Source organism: Pseudomonas sp. FDAARGOS_380, assembly GCF_002591235.1.
In the GTDB taxonomy this organism is placed as follows: Bacteria; Pseudomonadota; Gammaproteobacteria; order Pseudomonadales; family Pseudomonadaceae; genus Aquipseudomonas; species Aquipseudomonas salmasensis.
The window spans coordinates 5,746,444-5,770,330 of sequence record NZ_CP023969.1 but is presented as its reverse complement, the minus strand read 5'-3'; the positions used below and the strand labels follow the sequence as shown (position 1 = coordinate 5,770,330).

General features: G+C 59.8%; 10 protein-coding genes and 1 pseudogene. 6 read left to right on the top strand and 5 right to left on the bottom strand.

From position 1 onward, the window contains the following. The first annotated feature begins 1 nt into the window (after nucleotide 1). Both tssM and CRN80_RS26760 read left to right on the top strand, forming a co-directional pair. Nucleotides 2-3,560 (top strand): annotated as a pseudogene (tssM, locus tag CRN80_RS26765) (type VI secretion system membrane subunit TssM). A gap of 49 nt (nucleotides 3,561-3,609) precedes the next feature. After that, nucleotides 3,610-4,932, top strand: coding sequence for a hypothetical protein (locus CRN80_RS26760; RefSeq protein WP_098952012.1), 1,323 nt, complete (start codon nucleotides 3,610-3,612; stop codon nucleotides 4,930-4,932). A gap of 150 nt (nucleotides 4,933-5,082) precedes the next feature. Here the strand turns inward: CRN80_RS26760 and CRN80_RS26755 are convergent, their stop codons facing one another. Beyond that, entirely contained in the window at nucleotides 5,083-5,310 is a 228-nt protein-coding gene (locus CRN80_RS26755) for a hypothetical protein (protein WP_044273243.1), read from the bottom strand. Nucleotides 5,311-5,547: 237 nt separating this feature from the next. Next, nucleotides 5,548-6,501, bottom strand: coding sequence for an AraC family transcriptional regulator (locus CRN80_RS26750; protein ID WP_098952011.1), 954 nt, complete (start codon nucleotides 6,499-6,501; stop codon nucleotides 5,548-5,550). Nucleotides 6,502-6,603: 102 nt separating this feature from the next. Between CRN80_RS26750 and CRN80_RS26745 the strand changes: the two genes are divergently transcribed. Next, nucleotides 6,604-7,854: an MFS transporter gene (locus CRN80_RS26745; RefSeq protein WP_098952010.1), complete on the top strand. Its 1,251-nt coding sequence runs from the start codon at nucleotides 6,604-6,606 to the stop codon at nucleotides 7,852-7,854. Between the two features lie 40 nt (nucleotides 7,855-7,894). Here CRN80_RS26745 and yecR read toward each other — a convergent pair whose 3' ends face one another. Next, a complete protein-coding gene (gene yecR / locus CRN80_RS26740; protein ID WP_032892382.1) occupies nucleotides 7,895-8,197 on the bottom strand; it encodes a YecR family lipoprotein in 303 nt (100 codons plus the stop codon). Nucleotides 8,198-8,318: 121 nt separating this feature from the next. After that, complete coding sequence (locus tag CRN80_RS26735) at nucleotides 8,319-8,618, bottom strand: hypothetical protein (protein ID WP_014718001.1); 300 nt, start codon at nucleotides 8,616-8,618, stop codon at nucleotides 8,319-8,321. Between the two features lie 411 nt (nucleotides 8,619-9,029). Here CRN80_RS26735 and CRN80_RS26730 point away from each other — a divergent pair, with 411 nt between their 5' ends. The 3 genes from CRN80_RS26730 (at nucleotide 9,030) to CRN80_RS26715 (ending at nucleotide 21,860) form a co-directional block, all read left to right on the top strand. After that, complete coding sequence (locus CRN80_RS26730; protein WP_169918620.1) at nucleotides 9,030-11,069, top strand: M3 family metallopeptidase; 2,040 nt, start codon at nucleotides 9,030-9,032, stop codon at nucleotides 11,067-11,069. A gap of 92 nt (nucleotides 11,070-11,161) precedes the next feature. Then, entirely contained in the window at nucleotides 11,162-16,366 is a 5,205-nt protein-coding gene (locus CRN80_RS26725) for a DUF6543 domain-containing protein (protein WP_098952008.1), read from the top strand. A gap of 670 nt (nucleotides 16,367-17,036) precedes the next feature. Further along, entirely contained in the window at nucleotides 17,037-21,860 is a 4,824-nt protein-coding gene (locus CRN80_RS26715; RefSeq protein ID WP_098952006.1) for a hypothetical protein, read from the top strand. A gap of 647 nt (nucleotides 21,861-22,507) precedes the next feature. On the opposite strand, the gene CRN80_RS26700 is transcribed toward CRN80_RS26715, so the two are convergent. Further along, nucleotides 22,508-23,782: a glycoside hydrolase family 68 protein gene (locus CRN80_RS26700; protein WP_032892378.1), complete on the bottom strand. Its 1,275-nt coding sequence runs from the start codon at nucleotides 23,780-23,782 to the stop codon at nucleotides 22,508-22,510. Between the last annotated feature and the right edge of the window lie 105 nt (nucleotides 23,783-23,887).

Sequence of the window (23,887 nt, the reverse complement as noted above, 5' to 3'; positions counted from 1 at the left end):
CATGAAAACAGTCTGGAGTTACCTCAAACGCTGGGGCCTGCCGGTGCTGCGCCAATTCAACCAGGCATGGCCGGTGTTGGTGCTGTTGGGCGTGATGTTCTTGCTGGTCGCCATCTGGTGGCTGGGCCCGCAGTGGACGTGGCGTGAGCGCCAACCGTTGGGCGAGCTGGCGATGCGGGTCTCGGCCAGTGTGGTGGTGATCGTGGTGCCGCTGCTGATCTGGGCGTGGCGCGTGCGCGAGCGTTATCAGCGTTTGCAGGTTGAGCGCCAGCACGAGGCTGCCGTGCAAGCCGACCCTTGCTTGCCTTATATCGAAGCTCAAGAGCGGGCGCTGGACCGCAGCCTGGGCAATTTGCTCAACAACATGGAGCGCCGCCGTTCACTGTATCAACTGCCGTGGTACCTGGTGCTCGGTGAGGAGAATGCCGGCAAGACCAGCCTGATCACCCGCTCCAACCAAAGCTTTTCGTTGTCTCATGTGACCAAGGCTGGGGTCAGGGCTCAGGAAGAGCAATTGGCCTATCCGGTGGATTGGTGGATCGGGGACGAGGCGGTGTTGATTGACCCACCGGGTGAATTTCTCAGCCACCCGGATTCACCGGCTGAAAACGTCGAGCAGCAGGGCAAGGTCAAGCCGGTGTTGCCCGCCGGCACTCATGCGCGCCTTTGGTCGCACCTGCTCGACTGGCTGACGCGTAACCGCAGCCGTCGGGCATTGAACGGCGTGGTGCTGGTAATTGATATACAGGCCTTGTTGGCGCAACGTCCCGAACAACGCGAGGCCCACGCCAACCTGCTGCGAAGGCTTCGAGGAGTTCTTCGCCCGGTTGTCACGCAGTGGTCGCGAAGATCTGCTGGGTTTCACGTTCAGCCTGGACGCGGTGGATGACTTTGATGCCTGGCTGGCGGAGCTGACGCGTCAATATCAAGCCTTTGTCGATTGCCTCTGCGAACAGGTTTTCAACAGCACCCGGGAGTCGCGCACGTTGGATGAGCGTGATCGCTTGCAGGCGCTGATGCATCAGATGGCGGGCTTGCGCCCCGCGTTGTTTGGCTTCCTGACTGAAATGCTTGGCAGTGATCGGTTCACCACACCCGCGTTGGTGCGCGGGCTTTATTTTTCCTCGGTGTTGCAGCAGGGCGCTCTTAGTAACGCTTTCATCAAAGAAGCAGGGCAGGCGTATCAACTGCCACCACCGCCACCGGAGGTCAAACCGGCCGGTGGCACGGCTATCTACTTTGCCCAGCAACTGTTCCAGCGGGTGATCTACCCCGAAGCGGGCCTGGCGGGCGACAACATCAAGGTGGCTCGCAGCAAACGGCGGCTGCTGATCGCCGGGTTCAGCGTTGCGTCTTTGGGGTGTCTGGTGGTCGTTGGCACCTGGCAGTTTTACTTCGATATCAACCGCAACAAAGCGGCCAACGTGTTGGCCAAGAGTCAGGAGTTCAGTGAGCGAGACATCGACGCCACGGTCGACCCCACAGGGCGCAACTTGTTGCTGCCTCTGGACCAGATTCGCGATGCGGTGTTGGTCTACGGTGATTACCGTGAAGCCTGGCCGTTGTTGTCGGATATGGGCTTGTACCAGGGCAGGGCGATTGGCCCGACGGTGGATGAAGCCTATTTGAATCTGCTGTCCAAGCGCTTCCTGCCGGCCATTGCCAGCGGGGTGCTGGAGGCTATTAACACCGCGCCCGCCGGCAGCAATCAGCAACTGGCAGCCTTGCGCGTGTACCGCATGCTCGAAGAACGCCCCAACCGCCGTCCGGCGATTGTCGAGGAGTGGGTCGCCAAGCAATGGCAACGGGCCTATCCGGGCCAGGGCCAACTGCAGGCCGACTTGATGGGCCACCTGGGCTATGCGCTGAAATACGCCGATGCCGACCTGCCGAACTACCGCGAGCGCATCACTCAAGTGCAGCAGCAACTGCGCCAGTTACCCATGGCTGAACGGGTGTATATGAGCCTGAAACAGGACGCCTTGGAGCGTATGCATCGGCCGCTGGACCTGCGCACTGAGGTCGGCCCGGCGTTCGATATCGTCTACCGTGCGCTGAACACCGATCAAGCCGGCAGCGGTCTGCAATTGCCGCCGCTGCTCACCGCCAAGGGTTTCAAGGATTACTTCGAACCCGGTACCAAGGGCATTATCGAGCTGGCGATGATTGACCAGTGGGTGCTTGGCGAACGACAACGCCTGGACTACTCCGACGAAGACCGCAACGTGCTGACCCAGCGTATCCGCGCCCTGTACAGCGCCGACTACGTCGACAGCTGGCGGCGTGCGCTGAACCAGTTCGCGGTGACCGACTTTGACGACCTCAGCCACGGCGTGGCGGTGCTGGAACAAGTCACCGGCCCGGCCGCACCGCTACGACGCCTGTTGGAAACCCTGCGTGACAACAGCGTGATCTACCCGGCCGTGCCCCTGGCTGAGGGGCAAGCGCCGCTCAAGCTGGTCAAGGTGCCCGAGGGGCAACAACAGGCAGCAGGGATTCGGCGCGCATTTTCAAGTCTGTCAGAACTGATCACCGCACGAGGCGAGCAGCCGTCCTATTACGAAGAAACCCTGCGTTCGGTCAGCGCCGTCTATGACTACGCCAAGGCCGTGCACGACAACCCGGACCCCGGCAAAGCCGCCCTTAAAACCGTGCTCAACCGATTCTCCCTGGGCGGCGCCGACCCCATCGCCAACCTGCAACGCGTCGCCGTGGGGCTGCCCGAGCCGTTGAATCAGCAGGTCAAAAAACTCGCCGATCAAACCTCGCAAGTGCTGGTGATCGCCGCCCTGCGCGAGCTGGAAAAACGCTGGGACAGTGAGATCTACAGCTTCTACCGCGAGCGCTTGGCGGGCCGTTATCCGTTCAAGGCCAGCGGCGAGGACGCCTCGCTGGAAGACTTTGAAGCCTTCTTCGGCCCGCAGGGGCGTTTGCAGCAGTTCCACGACCAATACCTGAACGTGTTCCTCAAGGACAACCTCGATGCCCTGTACTCCGACAGCCTCGGCGGCTACCTGGTACGCAGCGACGTGCTGGAGCAACTGAAAAAGGCCGAGCGCATCCGCGACACCTTCTTCAACCACCGCGGCCATCTGGCCGTGCAACTCACCATCGAACCCCTGGCCCTGAGCGCCACGCGCCTGAGCAGCATGCTCAGCGTCGACGGCCAACTGATCCCCTACCAGCACGGCGCGCCGCAACGCACGGGGCTGGTGTGGCCCAACAGCCTGGGCAATACCAACGGCAGCCAACTGACCCTGGTGCACAGCACCGGCAACACCGCCAGCCTGAGCTACCGCGGGCCGTGGTCGTTGTTCCGGCTGCTGAGTCGCGGGCACCTCAATGGCCGTACCGACACCAGTGTGGACCTGACCTTCTCAGTCGCCGATGGGTTGATGCGTTATCGGATAGGCGCGGAGAAGGCTAATAACCCGATTACACAGCGCAGTTTTGAAGGGTTTGTGTTGCCCAGGACCTTGTTGGAAGAGCGTAAAGCGAAGAGGGACGTGAACAAGGTTGGGGGTGTCGCCGCAATAGCTTTCAGCGTTGAGCGTCCATAAGGCAGCGATGACTGGACAAAATAATCACATACGAAACAGGACTGTTTACATGGCAATCAAGCTCCAAATGTTGACCGACGATCCTAAAGAAATTGAATTGATCGAGCGTTACTGGGCTGTCGATGAATCAGGGCAGTACGTTGAAAAAGTGGGTGCGCTGACGGACGTTATTGAAATGGCACCAGGCGTTACACTCGCCAGCTTCATACGGCAACGTTGCAATGCATTTGATGACAATCAGGTCTGCCCTAAGTGCGCGAAACTGATCGAAATCAAAAATCGCTCAGAGGCCAAAAAGGTCCCTCAACGGTCCACGAAGCTTTGTACGCTTTGCCAAAACGACCATGACGCCATTGCGCTTGAGGCTAAAAAGACCAAAGCCGCAGAGCTTGAACGGCAGTTGGCCGAATACGTACGCAAGCAGTCAACCCGCACGGTGGACTACTCAGCGGTGCCGGATAATCAGGTGGTGCTTCTGCTGGCGTTGGACAGGGCTGTTACCCCGAGGTTGACCAATGGCGGCTTCAGACCGGGTGATTGTCGAGGGCTGGCGCCTCGGTATGTCGATGACTTCATGATGCAATTGCGTGAGGCTGGGCTCGTCCTTGATGACCCCAGTAAAGCAAGCCCGGGCACCTACTATTGGGAGGGCGATGAGATTTGGGTGTTGAGGGACCAGGTTGTCTATCGTTTGGCGCCAGATGTCGCATCAAGGCGTGCGGACGAGGTCATTCGTAACCTGTCGGATAGGGTGTATACCGACGCTGACGGGCTTTTCAACCTGTGGCTTGATTACGCAGTCGCTGATGTCATGCGCTATCTGGACGTTCAGTGCGAACTCTATAACCATGATCTGTCGGAACAAGAGCTGGCAGAAATTAAAAGTACGATGCGCGCAGCATTGCATACCTACAGTGTTTCACAGCTGTGGTCGGTGGCCTGGAAGGTTGTCAGGGACGCCGCAAGTTTAGCTAACCGCGAGTACTACAATCGCCCTAAAGCGGCGGCGACCATTCCTGGAAAGATTCGGCGGAACTTGGAAAAGGTGCAGCGAGAGTCAATTGAACTCAAGACTTGGAGCCGCCCGGAACAACATCCTGCCGGCACACTGGGAATGGTGTTAGGCGAGATTTTGGGTGTTGATGAAGACACCCCAGGCCATAGGGTCTCGTCCCTTGTTGCCTGGCTCACAGGGCAGGCGTGTTCACCCAGCGTCGAAGCAGCGCTTGATGAACCCATACGCGAACTGATGACCTTGGCGCTGTCCCACGATGTCGGCTCTTCCGTGATGCTGCGGTTCGCGGAGTTGATTCGTGCGGGGCATGACGTTGGTTTTGCTATTGAAGAAATTGGTGAGGCGCTGCGCTCGTAAAGCGGGCAGGGTGCTCCATACAATAAAAGTTCTTGTATCTGCGACGGCTCGATGAGGGCACGTTCTGCCTGTGCCACTCCCATGGTGGTGAACAAGCCGACCGCCAGCGTTACGCTGATGCTACGTGAACGCAGGTTCATGAGCGAATGCTCAGGCCGGGCGTGGCCGCAGTTTTTTTGTGATGCGCGCGCACCCTGTAATCTGGTTGAACTGCACGTAATGGGCTTGCGCCGTCCATTCCTCGACCAGGATCAAATACTTGGCCGGCGGATTGATCTGGCGCAGATAGCCGCACAGCAGACGGGTGCGTCGCGCGTTCATCGGTTGCTTTAGCGTCAAGATGACGTTGTCTGCGGCACGGCATTCAGTGATCTCCATGACTGAGCCCCTCATCGAGTGCTGGCGGCAAACGTGCTGGCCCAGTCTCAGAGGCTGGGGATTCTCGCCGCGGGGTGTTCATTCTCAGGTGGGGGCGTCGCAGGCGTCTACTGTCATACTTGACAGTCCTTTAGCCGGTTGTGCACTGCCGTGACCCATTCCTCGACGTAACGGGCGTTAAATTATTCAGGGGTAAAGATCGTCGACTACATGCGCTCAGCTTCACGTGACAGTAGGCTACCTCACCTTGCGACTGAACCCCGGTGTCTTCCCCGTAATACGTTTAAATGCGCGACTGAAAGCCGCCTGGGATGTATAGCCCAAGCGTTGTGCTACCTCTTCGATCGGCAGCCTTTCGAGGGTCAGCCATTGGCTTGCAAGCCGCATTCGCAGTTCGGTGACATAGCGCAGCGGCGTCATGCCAATCGTCACCTGGAAGCGGTCCGCGAAGGCCGAGCGTGAGGTGTTGCATTGCGCTGCCAATTGCGCAACGGTCCAGTCGCGGCCCGGTTGTTGATGGAGCGCTAGCAGTGCACCGGCCAAGCGGGGGTCGCGCAAGGCGGCGACCAGGCCAGAGGCATTCCCGCAGGCGCACTCCACCCAGCCGCGAACGACCATGGCGGCCACCACGTCGGCCAACCGCGCGAGGATACCGGCGAAGCCCACACGTGCGGCGCTGGCCTCGCGTTCCATGGTGGTCAGGATAGGCACCAGTCCAGGGTAGCGCTGGCCGTCGGCATCAATCAACATCAGGCCCGGCATCAGCTTGCCGAGGCCATGGATACTGCTCAGTTCAAACTCCATGCAACCACTGAACAAAATGGTGCTCGGCGTTGGGTTGGCATCGGTTCCGGTGTGCACCGCGCTCACGGTGTCACCGAGGGGGACGCCGTCTAGGCGGTCGATGTCCTGAACGGGCACGTCCGCATGGGAATACAGTTGATGGGCCGCGCCGTGGGAGATGAACACGGCGTTGCCGGCAGACAGCGCGTAGGTGGTGCCGTCCTCCATTCGCAGTACCGCATTGCCGACGGCCATGAAATGGAACCAGGCATGCCCAGGTTTTTCAGCGAAGCCCAAACCGAAACTCGGACTGGCTTGTATACGCCGGTATTCGACGCCACGCAGGCGCATGCCGCGCAACAGCTCGTTGATGAGATCCGAGGCAAGCGCAAACTGTTCTGCAGACATTGTTCAGGTGTTTTAGTCAAAAATGAGAAATTTTGGATCATAGATCATCCAGATTCGCGCGCCTAGACTGCGGGTCGCAATGATGATTGGGAGATCCCTGCAATGACTGACTGTGTATGTAATGCCGTATCCAACCGCCATCCCGACGCCTTCTCGGATGCAGAGCCTGCGGCCCCCGCGTGGATGGCCGTCTTCTCGCTGGCAATGGGGGTGTTCGGATTACTGACCGCTGAGTACCTTCCGGCCAGTTTGTTAACACTGATGGCGACTGATTTGGGCGTGTCCGAAGCGCTGGCTGGCCAGGCGGTAACGGTGACAGCAGTGGTAGCGTTGTTCGCCGGTTTGTTGGTGCCAGGCCTGACCCGCGGCATCGACCGACGTTGGGTGTTGCTGGGGTTTTCCACGTTGATGGTTGCCTCCAATCTGTTGGTCGCCGTTTCTTCCAGCTTCGCGGTGCTGCTGTTGATGCGCATCTTGCTGGGGGTTGCCCTTGGCGGGTTCTGGAGCATGGCTGCGGCGGTGGCGATGCGCTTGGTGCCGAGTGCTTTGTTGCCTCGGGCGCTTTCGATCATTTTCAGCGGCATTGCCGTCGGGACGGTCGTTGCAGTGCCGCTGGGCAGCTATCTGGGCGGGCTGTACGGCTGGCGCAGTGCGTTTTTTGCAGCAGCGGCGGTCGGCATGGTGACCCTGGCGTTTCAGTCATTGACTTTGCCGCGCCTCGCGCCGCGCCGGCCGGCACGTCTGCGCACGGTTTTCGACGTGTTGCAGCGCCCGGGCATCGCCATGGGGATGTTCGGTTGTGTGCTGGTGCATAGCGGCCACTTCGCGATGTTCACCTATGTTCGGCCATTCCTTGAAGGCACTACCGGCATCGGCCCGCAAGGGCTGTCGCTGATGTTGCTGGGCTTCGGGGTGGCGAACTTCGTCGGCACACTGTTGGCCGGCAAGCTGCTGGAGCGCCACCCGCTGGCCACTCTGGTGTTGATGCCTGCGCTGGTCGGCGTTGCAGCACTGGCGCTGGTGCTGTTGCCGCCCTCGTTGCCGGGGCAGGCGATACTGCTGGCAATCTGGGGCTTGGCCTTTGGCGGTGTGCCGGTGGCGTGGTCGAACTGGGTCGCCAGCGCGGTACCTGATCAGGCGGAAAGCGCCGGCGGCATGGTGGTGGCCTCTGTGCAGTCCGCCATCGCCACGGGCGCCGCTGCGGGTGGTGCAGTGTTCAGCCTCGGTGGCAGCGCGGGCGTATTCATAGCGGCAGCGGTGCTGATGCTGCTGGCTGCGTTGCTGATTGCGCTGCGTGTGCGGGTGCCTTCTGTCCATGGCGTTCGCGAGTCCAGGCCCGCGTTGCATCTTTGATTCGTTTTTTTAAACCGCCTCTTTGCGCCTTGGGTGGATGTCACTTTTGACACCGATAATCCTGAGTCACCGTGGTTTCCAGGCAATGAAACTGCCCCATCGTTCGGCACACGGATTTCTCTGTGCCTGCGCGTTCTGCCCGCGCATAGTCCCAAAACTGGCAGCGCCCCGTGGCGATCGCCAAGCCTTGGGATTCGCGGATTTGGCCGTACTCGAACGGCGTATGTACGTAGGAGAGTTGGACCAGCCCATCAGACGGGTTGCCGCCGGTAGCTTCCCAGTATTTGGGCGTGACGCAGCCTGCAAAGAGCGGTAGGGCAATGGCGACGATGACGGGTTTCATTGTCGAGGACGATCCTTCATGGGTAGAAATGACGTGGGTAGGCTGCGTTTTTGTTCGCCAGTATCAGCGTTGGATCTGTGCGCATAGCCGGTGCGCGCAATGCCCGCACCGGCTGCCAGGCTTACTTCGTGCAGGTCAGGCGCGAGTACTTCGGCGGCTCAAGCAGAATGCCTGGCGTCATGACCGTCGAGCAGTTGAACACACGGCCCTTGGCGGTCGTGGCTTTGAAGTTCAGTTCAGCGCCGCCCAGGAAGTCCTCCTTGCTCTTGGTGACCGGGCCCATGGTCAGCTCATCCGTAGAGGCCAAGCCAATCGCCTCGGCGGTGACTTTGTGTATCTGCAATACGTTGGGGTTGGTGGTGCAGCCCGCCAGCAGGCTGGCCAGTGCGAGCAGGAGGAGGGCGGTTGAGGTCTTGGTCATTGGGTGAGGCTCCTTGCGAGTGGCGGCGGCAAAAAATGTGCGCCATGCCGCCTGTGGGAATCATGAGGGAACAGGGGATTTGCCCTACGGCGGCGAAGTCTAGGAGCGCGTAAAAGGCCCCACAATCACCTGGAGGAAATCGAGACGGAGGCTACGGTGAAGCGTGTTGGGGCTGAAGGAAATCACCTACAACAATCCAAGCGGTTATCGGGCTCTGCCACGCTGCATGACGCGCGCTTGCGGCAGCGCATGGGTAAGGAGGGGGGGGCAAAGGCTGATGTTGATGACTGACGATCGTGTCCAGCGCGCTATCGCTTTTTTGTTCCTATTACTCATACCTATTTAGCCCACCCAACGATGATTCACTCCCTAGGCTGGCTGCTTCGCAAGCTACCTTTGAAGAGTGACTTCATGTCTGAAAACAACCCACTGCTACAGCCCTACGACTTGCCACCGTTCTCAGCCATCCGGGCCGAACACTTGGTGCCTGCCGTTGAGCAGATCATCACTGAAAGTCGCAACGCCACCGCCACGATCATTGCCAGCCAGGCACCACTTCCCACCTGGGACGACCTGGTGCAAGCCCTGGAGGCGTTGGAGGCTCGCCTGGATGGCGTGCTCAACCTCATTGAGCTGCTTGACGCCCAGCCTCAAGGGCCGACGTGGGCGCAGGCATCGCACCGCAGTTACGAGTTGGCCATGCAGTACAAAGCCGAGTTGGCCGTGAACAACGACCTGTATCAGCTGCACCGACAGCTTGCCGATAGCCCGATTGCGGCGCTTTTCAATGAACAACGCCACAGTGCGTTGCGTAAAATATTGCGCAAGTACCATTTGGCTGGCCTTGATCTTTCTCCTGAGAAGCAGCTACGGCTCAAAGCGCTGAACCAGCAAATCGGTGAGTTCAGCCAGGAGTTCCTGCGCCGGGTAAGAGACTCCAGCGATGCATGGCGTAAGCACATTCAAGACAAGGCGCTGCTGAGCGGACTGCCCGACGCAACCTTGGCGCGCCTGGCGGTCGCGGCTCGGGACGCAGGTCTGGATGGCTGGTTACTAACCCTTTGCGAACAGTCCTTTCAGGACGTGATGAGCTACGCCGACCATCGAGCCTTGCGCCAGGAAATGATGGTGGCTTACTACAGCCGTGCCGTGGACACCGGTGCGGATGCCCTTGCCACCGATAATGAACCGATCCTGACGGTGTTGCTCGACAGCCGTCACCAGAAAGCACAATTGCTGGGCTATGCCAACTTCGCCGAGCTGGCGTTGGTGGAGCAAATGGTGCAGACGAGCGATGAGGTCGTTGCCTTTATGCATCAACAGGTTGAGCAGGCACGCACGACATTCGCCGATGAGGCGCAACAACTGCAACGCTATGCCGCGCAGCACGGGGTTGACGCGCTGCAACCCTGGGATCACAGCTATTTCGTGGAAAAAATCCGTCAGGACGTGGCCGGCGTTTCCCGGGATGCGTTGCGCAACTATTTCCCGTTGGACACCGTGCTGCAACGCTTGTGCACCTTTACCCAGACCCTGTTCGGCGTTGAGCTGGTCGAACAGACCAGGGTCGCTACCTGGCACGCGGATGTGCGGGTATTTGAGCTCAGGGAGTATGAACAGCCGATCGGACATTTGTTCATTGACCCTTATCGCCGCGTAGAGGGTGGCGAGACTGGCGCCGCCTCTGGCTTGCGCAGCCACCGAATGACGGCCGAGGGGCGTCCGCAACGGCCTATCGCGGTGCTACGCAGCAAGTTGCCACGGCCGACAGAGGCCCAGCCTTGCTTGCTGGATCATCTGCAATTGAGGGTCTTGTTGCATGAGTTCGGCCACTGCCTGCAGCACCTGTTGACCGTCGCCCCCTATCGGGCGATTTCCGGTATGGACCAATGGAGCCATGATGCGGCGGAATTCTTCGGCCAAGTGCTGGAGCAGTTCTGCTTTACTTCGCCGTTCCTGGTCTGGCTCTCTGGCCATTTTCAGACGGGAGAGCCCTTGGGTGATGATATGGCTAATAAAATGCGCCGATGGGTTCACACCCAGACCAGTCATGAAACCGCCAGTGTGTTGCTCACAGGCCTCGTCGACTTCGAGTTGCACCGTACCTACGGTGACGGGCGTACACCACACGAGGTGTTCACCCAGGCCAACGCTGAAGTGGGGTACTTGCAGTGGCCTGATGGCGCCCGCCCGATCAACCGCTTCGAACAACCGATGGGGAGCTATGGGGCCAAACTGTATTCCTACCCGTGGTCCGGTGTGCTGGCCCGCCAGGCTTTTGAGCGGTTTGAGCGCGATGGCCTGTTCAACCCTGAGACCGGCAAAGCCTTCCGGGACGCTTTTATCACTGAGGGGGACACCGGGACGCTGCTGCGCTCACTTGCGCTGTTCCGCGGGGACGGCAAGCGATGCGCCGAGCTACCAGCGGGGCATGAGCATAGGCATATGTAGCTCCTCGACTGAAACGTGAAGCGCCAGAGTGATCTTTTCCGATCACTCACCGCTGCTCAGTTCAGCAGCCCATCCGGCGTGGAGCGTATTCAATGGTCACGGACAACCCACCGTACTTTTTCAGCGAAACTCAAACCGAGCGCACGCAGCTCAGCAAGCGCCAACGCGCACGCAACTTTACCCTCAAGGACCTTGACTGGTTCGACAGCGTCTACCTGGCCACCGATGCGTTGCGACGCGCACAAACAGTGCCGATGCACGTCCAAACCCTGCAACTGAACGTACCCGGCCAACCGGCTATTGAACTGGCGGGCGCCTTCGTCATGAGCCCCGCCCCGGAAGGGGGAGTTATTCTCTACACGCCCGTTCGCGGCCTGGAAAAGCTGCAAAGCCATGACGCACTCAAGACGCAACTGGGGGCGTGGCTCAAAGACTCGTCGCAGCGCCAAGGGTTGCTCGATTACCTTTCCATCTCCCAGCAGCACATCCTGACGCCCACTGCGAACCTGACAATTAGCGCACATACCGTGGGTGGCGCTGTCTTCCAAGCCCAACACACGACCCTCGCCAACAACCTGCTGGAAAACGCCCGTCTGATGCGCGAGGAACTGCTCAAGCTGCCCAGTTTCACCTCGCTGCTGGATGAATACATTCGCACGCAGTTGGCGCAGACGTTTGCGGGCGTCGATCAGCACCGAATCCAGGTGCACACGTATGTTGCCGACACCTCCAGCGAATCAGGCACCGCCGACAAGCCACCGCTGCGGCAAACAACCACCCGCACGTTGAGCGCAACCATCCTCCAGTATTTCGTTAACAATGGCTGGCCTGAAGGCGAAACCCGGCGCTACGTTGACCCTCAACGCACGCCTGACCCGCAGCAGCCCGCTCAGGGGGCTGACGATCAGTTGCGCTGGGAAGCCTCGGTGCAAGGGCTGGCGCGGGGTTTGCGAGCCCACATGAAGCAACAGCCTAAGGCATTTTGGGCGCAGCCTGCTTCCACCGGGGCCTCACGGCTGCAACTGTTTACCCATGCCATGGCCAATGCCTTTATCACCGTGGCGCTGGACCAACAGCAGCAAACGGCGATTACGGTTGACCAGCGTTTGCAACTACTGGCCTTGCCGCTCAAGGCTGCGCTTGCCGCAACAACGGCAGTTCCCAGCGTGACTGTTGAAAAGGCACTGCTGCAGGCGCCAGGGCAATCCCCTGTCGAGCTGGCAGGCACACTCATCATCAGCAGTGAAGAAAGTGACGATGACTCGCCCTGGCTGCTCTACACCCCCCACCAAGGCTTGCAATCGTTCACTGCACTGGATGCGCTGAAAACCCACCTTATCGATAGCCTCAACCCTCGGCAACACGCCGATGCCTGGAGACATCACCTGTCCAGGTCGCAACGCTTTAACGAGGCCGATCTGTCGGCCTGCGAGGTCATCAAAGCCCCGATCACGGGGGGTGTTTTCGACAGCATCATGGTGGGCATTATTGAGAAGCAAGGCCGCAACCTTGAATACGCCCTCGATCAATATCGCCTGAGCCAGGGCACGATGGACCTCGATGCCCTGGTCGATCATGTGCTGGATGTGCGTGGCATGATTGATCCAAAACTACTGACCTTCGACCCCATGGGCCGCTGGAGTACCCAGTTGGCAAGTACCTGGACTGCGGCGACGACGGAACCCAGGGTTCCGCCAACGCTCTCGGCACTGCGCACCTCTGCGCAATTGCTCGAAAACGTCAGCGCTGAAATCGCACGACATCTGGCATGGCGCCCCTCGCTGGAGAATTCCGCCACCACCTACCTCAACACCAAGCTGCATGCTAAGCATCAACACCTGCAGGCAGCGTGCCTCTCGGTACGTCAATACAGCAGCCCCTCAAGTGACACCGATACACCTCAACTGCTGTCATCGAGCAGTATGGTCGAGTATTTTCTGGCGCGTTTATGTGGCGATGTGGGGGCACTGAACGACCCGTTGAACACTCACGTCTACTCAATCACATCTGACAATACCGCCACCAAGATTTCAGGCCTGGACATCACCGACTTCAATGCGCTGATCGACAGTGCAGTCGAGGGTTTCAAGCCGTATCTGCGTAGAACCCACAGTGCGTACCCCAACATGCAACCCTTGCTGAAAAAAGCAATGGAGATGGGCTTGACCGGGGAAATGCAAGTCAGGCTGTGGAATAACGCGTTATTGCCCCTGTACTACGAAGTACTCTCAACCGTGCTGGGTATTTACGCTCGAGACTTGCGCCTGAGTGTCAACGGGTTTCGCCCTGATGCGTTTGCGTTGGCGATCACGCCCACAGGGCAACACACCCAACAGTTACTCACTCACTGTTTCATGTTGACCGAGCGCGGCGGGCTTGACCCCCACTATTGCGGTCGTGCACTGCTCTGGACGCCCGCGTTGGGACTGGAAAGTTTCGCTTCATTGAGCCACTTCAAAGCAGAGGTTGATCGACGCCTGGCAAGCCCGGACGAGCGACAGGCTTTGCTGGAGAACCTGGCGCAACCGGACTGGCACGCCCATCCGTCCTATGCACTCAGTTCCCTTGAGCTGATCGAAGACAACCTCGTCGAACACTTGCAACGAACCTATGCTCAACACAAAGACCGTGAGCTGGAGCGAATCCTGGCCACGCAGCTGTCGCTCGAACAGTTGCGCAAGCTGTGGCAGGTTCAAGCCACGCAAGACCTGGCGCCTACCAACCTGCGGCGTGCCATGGACATGGTCCAGGCCATGATCGTGCAACATGGTTTGCAATGGTTGGGCAGCGCCAGTGCTGTCGATCAACAGCTCTATGCCGAGTTGTTGGAGCAGTATCGAAACAATGTCACTGATAATCAGGATTACCTGCACGGGATCGACTCGCTGGCTCGGTTCACGCACGACAAACTCAGCGGTGTGCTCAAGGACGGTGACGTTCAGGCCAGCCTGACACCGGATGACGTCGAAGTCGGGCTGCCGGCGCAGGGCAGTACGCCTGCGCGCAACCAGTCACTGCTGGACTATGCCTTGAGCCATCAATCGTACTGGAACGATGAGGTGCCGCTGTTCGCCAGCACCGGTAAAACGCCATTACCCTCCGCGCTGGATGCACAGACGCTGAAAACGCGGATACAGGCGCTGAATATCAATGGGGCTTATCAGACTTACATCGAAGGATTACTGGGCCCCACCAGCCCGGATTTTGAGCAACGTGCTACACGATTCGCCAAGCAACTGCCGTGGCAACTGATGCAATACGCTCATGGCATGATGTTGCAAGGTCAGCTTTCACCGGCGGCCTTCGGGCTCATTCAACAGATCATGGACATGCCCGATGCTATCGCCCGGGCCACAGTGGTGGACGCCCACGCCATGATCCGCCCTCTGGAACTGCTGGTTGATGACGGGAAGAACACCATCAGGATTCCCGGGGCTTATTTGATCGGTCCCGCCTCAGGTGACGCGGGGCCTCTAGTCCTTTATGCCCCCTATAGTCCAGGCTACACCCTCAAGGAATATTCGGTTGAGGCCGCACTGCGTGCCGAGCTGACAGCCAGCGGCACCTTACAGCGTTGGGTTCGGCTGCTGGCCCCGGCCGTTGACCACGCAGCACTGTCCAGCGCACTGGAGCAACCCCAGGCCAGCACCGCTCTGCAGCTGGCATGCAACCCCATCAGCGCGCCTTTGTTTAAGCAGTTGTACACCGAGAATGTCGAGTTGCTGACAACGTTGCTGGGCTGTCAGAAAACCGCCAATGCAGGCACTGCCTGGGATACGGCCAAAGCCGTGTTCGCTGAGGGTGTGCAGCAGGCCATCGTGTTTTTTGCCGGAAAACTGGCTTACCCCTTGATAGTCTGGCAGAGCTTTAAGTTGTTCAAAGCGTCTGCCGAAGAGCTGCAAAGCCACCAATGGCATGAGGCGCTGGGTCATTTTATCGGCGGCGTCGCCTTACTGGTCGGTCTGCGCAATTCCATGCCTGCCGTATCGGAGGGCGGCACACTCCCGACAGCCGAGCCGACCCCACCGTCTTCCACGCCTGCGACCGCCGTGGTGTCCTGGCCCGCGCTGGACATTACCGCTGCGCCACGCACCCGGCTCCAGCGTTTCGAAGTCCTTGAGCCGAGCTTGGCCAGCCTGATTAAAGACACCTCACTCAACCTTTATCAATCGGCCTCCAACCACTATTACGCAGCAGTGGCAGGCAAAGTGTTCCAGGTCATCAAGCACGACCTAGGCTGGCGGATCACGGGGGAGGGGGAGGCCGGCCCGTTGGTGCACAGCAACACCCGACAACAGTGGATGCTCAGCAGCACTGACCCATTGCTGACGGGGCGACGAGCTATTGCGCGACTGACCAATCGCTTCTATTCCGAGCCATTTGCGCGCCCCAGCATGAATATATTGGCCAGCGGCATGCGCCAGATTCGCGCGCTTTACGCTCAGGAGTCGTTGATGATTACTGAGGCACTGGCACTGGCCACGTTTTATGCAAGGAACGCCCAGGACAACCTGCGCCTGCTCGCACAAACACCCCTGGCTGCACCTGATGTCGCCAAACGAATCAAAACGTTTTTTGGCCTGCAGACCATCGAGGCCGAACACCTTGAAAAAATTCAGGCGATCGTCGACACGGTCTGCAGCGCGTTGATGGAGCCCTCACTGACCGGCGCGGACTCAGCGCGATTTGTCATTGGCCACTCGCGGATACCGGCACTTCAGGGGGCCTACAAGGTGATGGCTTTTACGATCGTCCCCGACCCCTTGCAACTGGTGTACTTGACCGAAGCATTTTTCAGCCCGGGTCTGCAATATGATCATTTGTTGATAAAACCTTTCCATGTCGACGTCCACGCCCGTGCGACCACCCTCATTCACGAAATCACGCATCATGTCTGTGCGACATTGAACTTGGCTTACGTGCAGTCCACCCATCCTTTTCATGACCTGATTGACCCCCAAACCCCGGCGGGCAGTAAAACCAAGGCGGCCCTGGAAAACCGCCAGCTTTCAAGCCTGTCGCTCAGCACCCCGACGCAGCAGCTGTTTCAGGTGGTTGATATCGCCACCCGCCTCAAAACCGATCCCGCCAAGGGCTCGTCGACACAACCTGTGCTCGACCGGCTGCTCACTGTCACCGGCACCCAAACCCTCGCCGATGCTCGACAAACTTTCCGTACCGATCCGCTTAAACGCATCCTTACGGTACTGAGCAACGCCGACTCCGTCGCTTACCTGGTTGCACAGCTGGGGCGTCGCAAAGAGATACCTGTTGCCCTGACCAGCGATTCGCCCTGATTCACCCAGCAGTAACCACGATGCGAAGCGAGCCGCTCTTGCTCTTGATCTGCTTTTGCTTTTGCTTTTGATCTTAAGCGCCCCGTCAAACCACGCTGGCCGGAATTCGACAGGGATTTGGGGGGTAAACCGGCAGGGATGCCGGTTTAGCCGCCCCGCGCCATGGATGGCGCGTGGCGGCGGCCCCCCAAATCACTGGCGGATTACGGGCACACCGAGCCCAAGCGAGGTGCCGAGTGGTGGGGCAAGAGCCCTTTGGTTACTTTGGGGCTTTTCCAAAGTGACCCGCCGTCAGGCGGAACCCTAAGCGGCCGTTACCGCAGCAATGGATATGCACACAATCCAACTGTGTTGGCTGTCAGGTCGCTTTCGCGAGCAAGCCCGCTCCCACAGGTTGATCGTTGGGTGTCAGGTAGAAAAGCGTCGGCTGTCAGGGTGCTATCGCAGGCAAGCCAGCTCCCACATTTGGATTGTGGGGTGTCAGGTAGATAAGCACCGGCTCTCAGGCCGTCGCGGGAGCAAGCTCCCTCGCCACAGGTTCGGCGTCATACCGAAGTATCACGGTGCACTACACCGTTACCGCGTTCGAATACGCCTGCGTGGTACTTCTTTTTGCCAGGCTCCCCCACCTCGGGTTTTGGAGCCCCAACGGACAAAAAGGACGTTTTCCATGCCTCGCAACCTACCGCTGCCACCCCCCGACACGCTGATCGCCAGAGACGTCGGTACGCAGTTCATGCATCACCCCACCTTGATCTCCGTCACCGGCCAATGGCTGGAAAAGGGCATCAAGGAGGCCTATCCCAACCTGGACTTCAACCTGGTGACCACCAAACTGGCCACCCCCAATGCATTGGGCGGGTGGGACCTGCGGGTTTTGCTCAATGTCGCGCTCGACTACCTGGGCAACGGTACTTCGCTGGATTTTTCGACACGCTACAACCGGGATCACTTCCTGACCAACCAGGCGCCCACACCGCTGGCCCTGGCGGACGAGGCGGCGCCGGCCGTGGATATGCGCGTGATCGAGCAGGTCATTCGCGAGCTTGCTGACGTGGTCCCGACGGCGTTTCAGCAGGCGTTGATTGCCTATTGGGACCAAGGGACAGGGGATGAGCCAAACCGTTGGCACGGGCTCAGCGAGCTGCTGCGCAGTAACTTGATCCACACGGCCATCACGACGGCATTTGCCGAGCCCGCCCGTGCCGTCATTCAGCAGGTCACCGACTACCCGGATCGGCTCGACCGTGTGGCGGCGATGAAAACCAAGGCCGTGCACATCTATGTCATGGAAACCACGCTGACCCGAGCGGGGGCCTCGTTTACCCTGTTATCGCCAGACCTGCTGGTGGTCAACGCCTCGCTGATCCTGCTATGCCCACTTTCGGGGGAGGTTGAGTCATTCACTTCCCATGATGCGTTCGATCAGTATTGGGCGGCGAAGCTCGACGCTGCCTTTGTCGCGGACACGATGACGTGGAAGCGTTTTGAGCCCAATGGCAATGTGTTTCAGGTTCAGGCCGCGGCGGTGCTCAATCAGCAGCTGCAGGACCTGGCGGCCATCGCGTTACCTTCTGGCCGGGGGCTGCATGCGCTGGAGCAGCAGTATGACGCAGTGAGCGATCCATCCCCCTTGTTTGTGAACCCGGCGCCGCACTCAGCGGGGCCGACCGGCCTTATGGAAGACCGGCTGCCCGACTGGCTGAAGGACGCTGCGCAGACTCAACGCCTGGCTTATCGCACCCATGTGCTGGAACTCGCCAGTGCCAAGGCCCGAGCTGGCGGGCAGTCTTTTCTCGACGGCGTGAGCGACCTGCGTACGTTTGCAGCGAAGGCCCTGCATGCGCAGATGCTGGTCGATCAACCGATAGCCCCCGGCTACAACCCTGACGAATTGGAGCTGACCTTTGCCGTAGCGGCCGGGTACCCAGGCGGCGCGGGGATTATCCAGCGCCAAACCCTGTCATTGACCGACCTCGCCCTGTGCAACCTGGTGGGCAAGCCCAAAGGCCCGATGACCATTCGGCATACGGGCGGTCAATTGATCCAGGACTGGACCACCCCCGATTACCTCACGGATCTGGTCCAGCGCGTGGACGTCGGCAAGGCCTACCCTGACTACCTCAAGCGCCTGCTGCTGGCCGATAGCGACGACACCTTGCAACGCCAGCGGCTATTTGGCGAGCAACTGCGGGCGCAGTTACCGTTGCAGGCGTTGACGCTGGCGATCCAGGGGCAACAAGGGTTTACGGTGCTGGGCTATCGCTATGTCGCTGCGCTGATGCAACGCAGTGATGCTGAGCGGGTGGTCGAGGGGCGCAAGGTCGTCATCCGTGCGCTGGCCCTGCTGCGCAAACCGGGGGCCGAACCGGACAAGGTCGACAACCTGTTTGTGATCCAAGCCCAGGACCTTGAACCGGGCCCGGTGATTCTTTATCGCCCGCTGTATGCTCAAGCGTTGACGCAGTACGCCAGCCGCGAGGCGTTGCTGGCGGCGATTGCCCAGCCTGGAGCCCTGCAGGACAGCGTGCTGATGTGGCTTGGCGAACCCGCGCGGCCGGTGTATGCCAACGGTGGGTTCACTGAGCCGCATATTCTGCGTTTCGGCCTGGGGGCTGAGTTTGACCGGCTGGAAACGCCCAGCCCCGCGACCTTGGCCGCCGATGAGGGCAGTGAGCAATTGCTGCAACACCAACGCAATGACCAGTTATTGCCGTACCTGTTTGGCGAGCATGTGCGCGCACTGGTGGACTTGGCTGAACGCGAGTCGGTGTCCAATGCCGAAAGTCGCTGGGCGCTGTTGCTTGAAGGTGGCGGGCTGTTGCTCAACACCTTGTTGTTGCCCTTGTTGCAAGGCTCGACGATGTCGATCGCATGGTTGCTGCTGCTGACTCAAAGCCTGCATCAGGACATTCCCGCCCTGCAGAGTAATGATCCGACCACTCGCGAGCTGGCCTGGGTAGACCTGCTGAGTAGCCTCAGCCTGGCGCTGTTGCACATCTCTGCGCGCGCCATCCCTGAACAACCCTTGATCGCCGCAGACCTGAGCAGTACGGCCGTGGCCCTGGCGCACTTGCGGCGTCCCGCTGGAATGCTGTCCAGCGCAGCCAAACAGCTGGCCGGCCCGGTTATGTTGCCTGCCGTGCCGATTGCTGAAGGTCGCACCGCCTTTGACTTCTCGTTCTCCAATGCGCTGAACGGCCTGAGCACCAGCCAGCGTGCCTATATCCAGCGTTTTAAAGTGCCGCGTCCCGCAAAACTGCCGATGCCGGTGATGACCGGGCGTCTGCAGGGTCTTTACCGCCTGGACAACGGGCTGCACGCCTTGATCGGCAATGACGTGTACCGCGTCAGCCGCGAGTCGAATCGCGTATTTATCGTGGATGCGCTCGACACCTCACGCAGCGGCCCGTGGTTGAAAAACGATGGTAACGGCCGATGGAGCCTGGACCTCGCGCCGAAGCTGCGGGCGGGTGCGCCGGGTGACCAGATCAAGGCGCAACAACAAAAAAATCGCGCTGCGAAAAAGCACATGAAAGCCGAACAAGCCCGGCTTGATTTGCAAACGGAGCGCGAGGCGGATGTAATGACCACCCGTTTCGACAGCGTGAAAGCGCAGCGCGATCTGTACCTCTCAGCCAGAAACAAACTCAGGAACTGGTGGGCACTGCTTGAGCAAAATACCGATGAGCGAAAAGTTGCCTTCCTGAAAAAACAGCACGAAGACGAACAGGCCAACTGTCAGGCACTGCTGCAATCCTTCAACCAGGCCCTGGAAGCGTTCGTCGTGCAGGCGGGACGTTTGATCGAGGCACGCCGCACGCTGATCAAGGCGATCAAACCCGCAACAGCGGCGTTGGAAACCAGCGACTTCGAGAAGGCTCGTTCCACTGAGTATGGCGCCATCAGCGCCACGCAATTGCTCATCCATAACCTGCACTTGGCGCTGGCCATGGACAGCAGTTTTTCACCACGAGGCGAGTCGGTAGGGGCGATCGCCCAGCGTATCGACGTGAATACACCGGCGCGAACACCTGAGGCTTATCAAGACCTCATCGCGCGTATGGTGGCGATGAACGACCACGAGCAGCAATTGCTGGAAGACACCTACGCCCTGGAGGCCACCCTGAATGAGCACGCACAGGACTCCACCCGAGGGTTGAGTGAGAGTCGGGCATTCATCCAGTCGCTGCCCACCCAGGAGATGGCCGACCCCTTCAACGTGGCGCTGAACAATCTCAACTTGCTCAGAACCTTGAGCATCGACAACCTCGCGCTGACCGACGCACCCGCGGTCCAGCATTTTTACCAATTGCTCAACGAGCAGGGCCTGCGACTGGCGACGTCCTCCCACATCGCCCTGAGGACCTATGCACATTTTTCGGTGAGCGAGCGCAAGGCGGTGCTGGCGACCTTGATCAACCAGTACGCGCGCCTGGCGAGTGCATCCGAAGCGCTGCACGAGCTTGACCCAGCGTTGAGCCGCCCGCTGTATCAAGCCCGCTTCCTGGAGCGGCTGGATCAAGCGCGCCAGAGCGCCGAGGCCGATCTGGCGGCGCTGGTACGAGAGGAGGAGGGCATTGCCATGCCAAGCCGCGCACCCGCACTTCGAGCCCCCAGGCGTTCCAACCATCGAGCCTTTAAAACCCAGCGACGCGGCACGTTGATCGGCGACGTCCGGGCGGCGCAATCGGCCGAGCAGGTGGCGATCATGGAAATTCGCGACCCGTTCAATCAACAAGCGGTTGGCCGTTTTGTCGAGCATCCCAGCGAAGGGGTATGGAAGGACTTGGTGATCGCCCGCCCTGAAAAGCCGACGCCTGTGCCCCCTCAACGCTCTTTGGCAACGTTGAAACGCGCTGCCGATCAACTGACGGCGCAAAAGCAGGGCATCCGGCGCTCTATCCAGTTCCAGATGAAAAAGCTGCAGGACCAGACGCGCCGCGAACAGGTCGACCCAAGGGATTGGGAGGTCATGCTCACGCAGCACGCCAATAAGCTCAGCGACATCATCCGGGAAATTGAGGCGGACCATGCGGACAAGCCCGGTGTGCCGACGTCGCTCGATCACTACCGGGCCGAGGTTGCCAGCCTGCTCGAAGAGGGGCGCGACTACCGCAGCACCGGGTACAAGGCGCAACGCCCCTCCCAGGAAAACGTCGATTACCTGTGGACCCATCGCCAGGTCGATATCAACCTGGTGCATGGGCGCCAACTCACCGCCAGCGGTGACTATGTGGCGGAGTTCGCCGTGCGCGAAAAAAACGCCTCCACGGTGCTCTGGTATGCCCACTTTCATTATGCCGACACTGAGGTGGCGGACAGTGCCTACCGTGTTGCCCATCTCAAGTTGGCCCACCAGCGCTTCCTGCGGCAGAAGGATCTGGTGCGAGACGCGGGCGCCAACGACAGGGCAGTGTTGAAGGTGATCTATGCCGACGTGACACCGCCATTGGATCAAAAGCTGTTTCTGGGGTTGTTGGTGGGGGACTGAGTACCTGGCCGGTACAGCTTTGATGCATTACGTGCCCTCAGCCAACGGTGATGGGCAGGATAACTACCTATCTGACGGTCCACGGTCCAAAATGTGGGAGCTGGCTTGCCTGCGATGACGGCCTACCAGCCGACAGCTATCCACCTGACGCCCCACGGTCCAACTGTGGGAGCGGGCTTGCTCGCGAAGGCGGCCTGACAGGCGACACTGTTATACCGAGTAAATATCCATTCCTGCGGTAACGGCCACTTAGGGTTCCGCCTGACGGCGGCTCACTTTCGAAAAGCGCGAAAGTAAGCAAAGCGCTCTTGCCCCACCACTCGGCACCTCGCTTGGGCTCGGTGTGCCCGAACGCAGGCTTGAATCCGTGGGCCGCCGCCACGCGCCATCCATGGCGCGGGGCGGCTAACCCGGCGTCCTGCCGGGTTACCCACGAATTCAAGCCTGCGTTCGGCCAGCGTGGTTTAACGGGGCGCCTAAGATCAAGAGCAGATCAAGATCAAGAGCGACTCGCTTCGCATCGTGGTTACCGGTGGTTGTGGCGAGCTGCACAGTGGGGTGAGTGCCTATGTGCATTCGCTCGACTGTCAGGCCGCCACAGGTGCGGGTTTGCCATGTATTCAAACCCGCTGCCTCATAGCCTCCGTTTACTTGAGCGTGACGTCGAGCATCGGCGGGATGTAGCCGTAGTCATACTCGGCGACCACGAACGTTTGCTGCCCTTTGATCTTGATGCCCACCGTCGGTGCTTCGGTGCCACCGATACGGATCTGCGTGCCGGTGTCGTCGGTCGGTACGCTGTCGATGAAGGAGGTCACCAGGCCGTTGGGCATGACGCAGTGCGAGTAGGTCTGGAACGGTTGGGAGGACGGGTTGCCCAGTACCAGGCCAGAGCCGTTCAACGGTACATACGGGCCGAACAGCGAGTCGGCGACGAAGCCGTACACGCCGTCCGGGCCGGTCACGCCGTCGGCGTAGGTAAAGGTGTGGCTGATGGTGAACAGGTAGTACTTGCCGTCCTGAAACACGAAGTGCGGGCGTTCGGTCTGGTCGTTGACGCCGACTGCGGTCAGCAGCGGCGGCAGCATTTCCCAGTCGTCGCCGTCTTCGTCACGGGCCACGGCGATCCCGACGCAGGCGGTCTGGAAGCGTGAGTTGCCGACGTCTTCATAGCCTGGCGGCACGTCGCCGATTTCGGCTTTACCGACCTTGTGCGAACCGCGTTCGCCGGCCACGTTGCCTTCGAACAGCATGTACAGCTTGCCGTCCTTCGGGTCGCGGAACGGCCATGGATCGCGAAAGCCCCAGAAGGCGTTTTGCGCTTCGGTCTGGTACATCTTGCCGTCCGCTTCGAACAGCGGCTTGACCTTCTCGAAGCCCACCAGGCTGACGCCATGCTCGGTGGTCACCACGCGGCCACGCACCTTGACGATGGTCGCGCCGGGCGTGACGGCGGTGTAGTACAGGTCCACTTCGCCTTGCTCGTTCAACAGGATCGGCGTGCCGGCCCACTCGCGCACGGTGGGCGAAACTCCTTCAGCCATTACCCGGCCGCCGAGCTTCCAGTCTTTGCCGGTGCGGGAGAACCAGTAGTACATCTTTGCCCGGCCATGGCGATCGTTCCAGTCGCGGATGACGTCGTAGTTGCCATTCTGATCGAGGTATTGCGGGTCGTTCGGGTGGCGATCCGCAGTGAGGGTGAAGATCACCGACCAGCCGTCAACGGAGGTGATGTTGCCGTCGATATCACGCAGCGGCATGGTGTCCCAGATAAAAACCTCGTCACTCAATACCGGGAAGTTCGCACTGACCAGTGGCTGGGTGGTGGTGGGGTCGTCCGCATGGACTTTGAGCGCATCGGCGCGGGTCCACAGGCTGGGTTGATGGGGTGTTTTACCAAATTTCTCAGGGGTGCTTTTCATAGTAAGCCTCGTCCATGAAGGGATTCAAAATACTGTATTCATATACAGTTATTTGAATTTAAAAGACTCGGCTTTCTCGGTCAAGGATAAAAATGCATTTATGCA

Bases quoted from the DNA above. Each gene is read 5' to 3' on its own strand.
- CRN80_RS26715 (WP_098952006.1), top strand. From the start codon at position 17,037: ATGCCTCGCAACCTACCGCTGCCACCCCCCGACACGCTGATCGCCAGA.
- CRN80_RS26735 (WP_014718001.1), bottom strand. From the start codon at position 8,618: ATGACCAAGACCTCAACCGCCCTCCTCCTGCTCGCACTGGCCAGCCTG.
- CRN80_RS26760 (WP_098952012.1), top strand. From the start codon at position 3,610: ATGGCAATCAAGCTCCAAATGTTGACCGACGATCCTAAAGAAATTGAA.
- CRN80_RS26725 (WP_098952008.1), top strand. From the start codon at position 11,162: ATGGTCACGGACAACCCACCGTACTTTTTCAGCGAAACTCAAACCGAG.
- CRN80_RS26700 (WP_032892378.1), bottom strand. From the start codon at position 23,782: ATGAAAAGCACCCCTGAGAAATTTGGTAAAACACCCCATCAACCCAGC.
- CRN80_RS26730 (WP_169918620.1), top strand. From the start codon at position 9,030: ATGTCTGAAAACAACCCACTGCTACAGCCCTACGACTTGCCACCGTTC.
- CRN80_RS26750 (WP_098952011.1), bottom strand. From the start codon at position 6,501: ATGTCTGCAGAACAGTTTGCGCTTGCCTCGGATCTCATCAACGAGCTG.
- CRN80_RS26755 (WP_044273243.1), bottom strand. From the start codon at position 5,310: ATGGAGATCACTGAATGCCGTGCCGCAGACAACGTCATCTTGACGCTA.
- yecR (WP_032892382.1), bottom strand. From the start codon at position 8,197: ATGAAACCCGTCATCGTCGCCATTGCCCTACCGCTCTTTGCAGGCTGC.
- CRN80_RS26745 (WP_098952010.1), top strand. From the start codon at position 6,604: ATGACTGACTGTGTATGTAATGCCGTATCCAACCGCCATCCCGACGCC.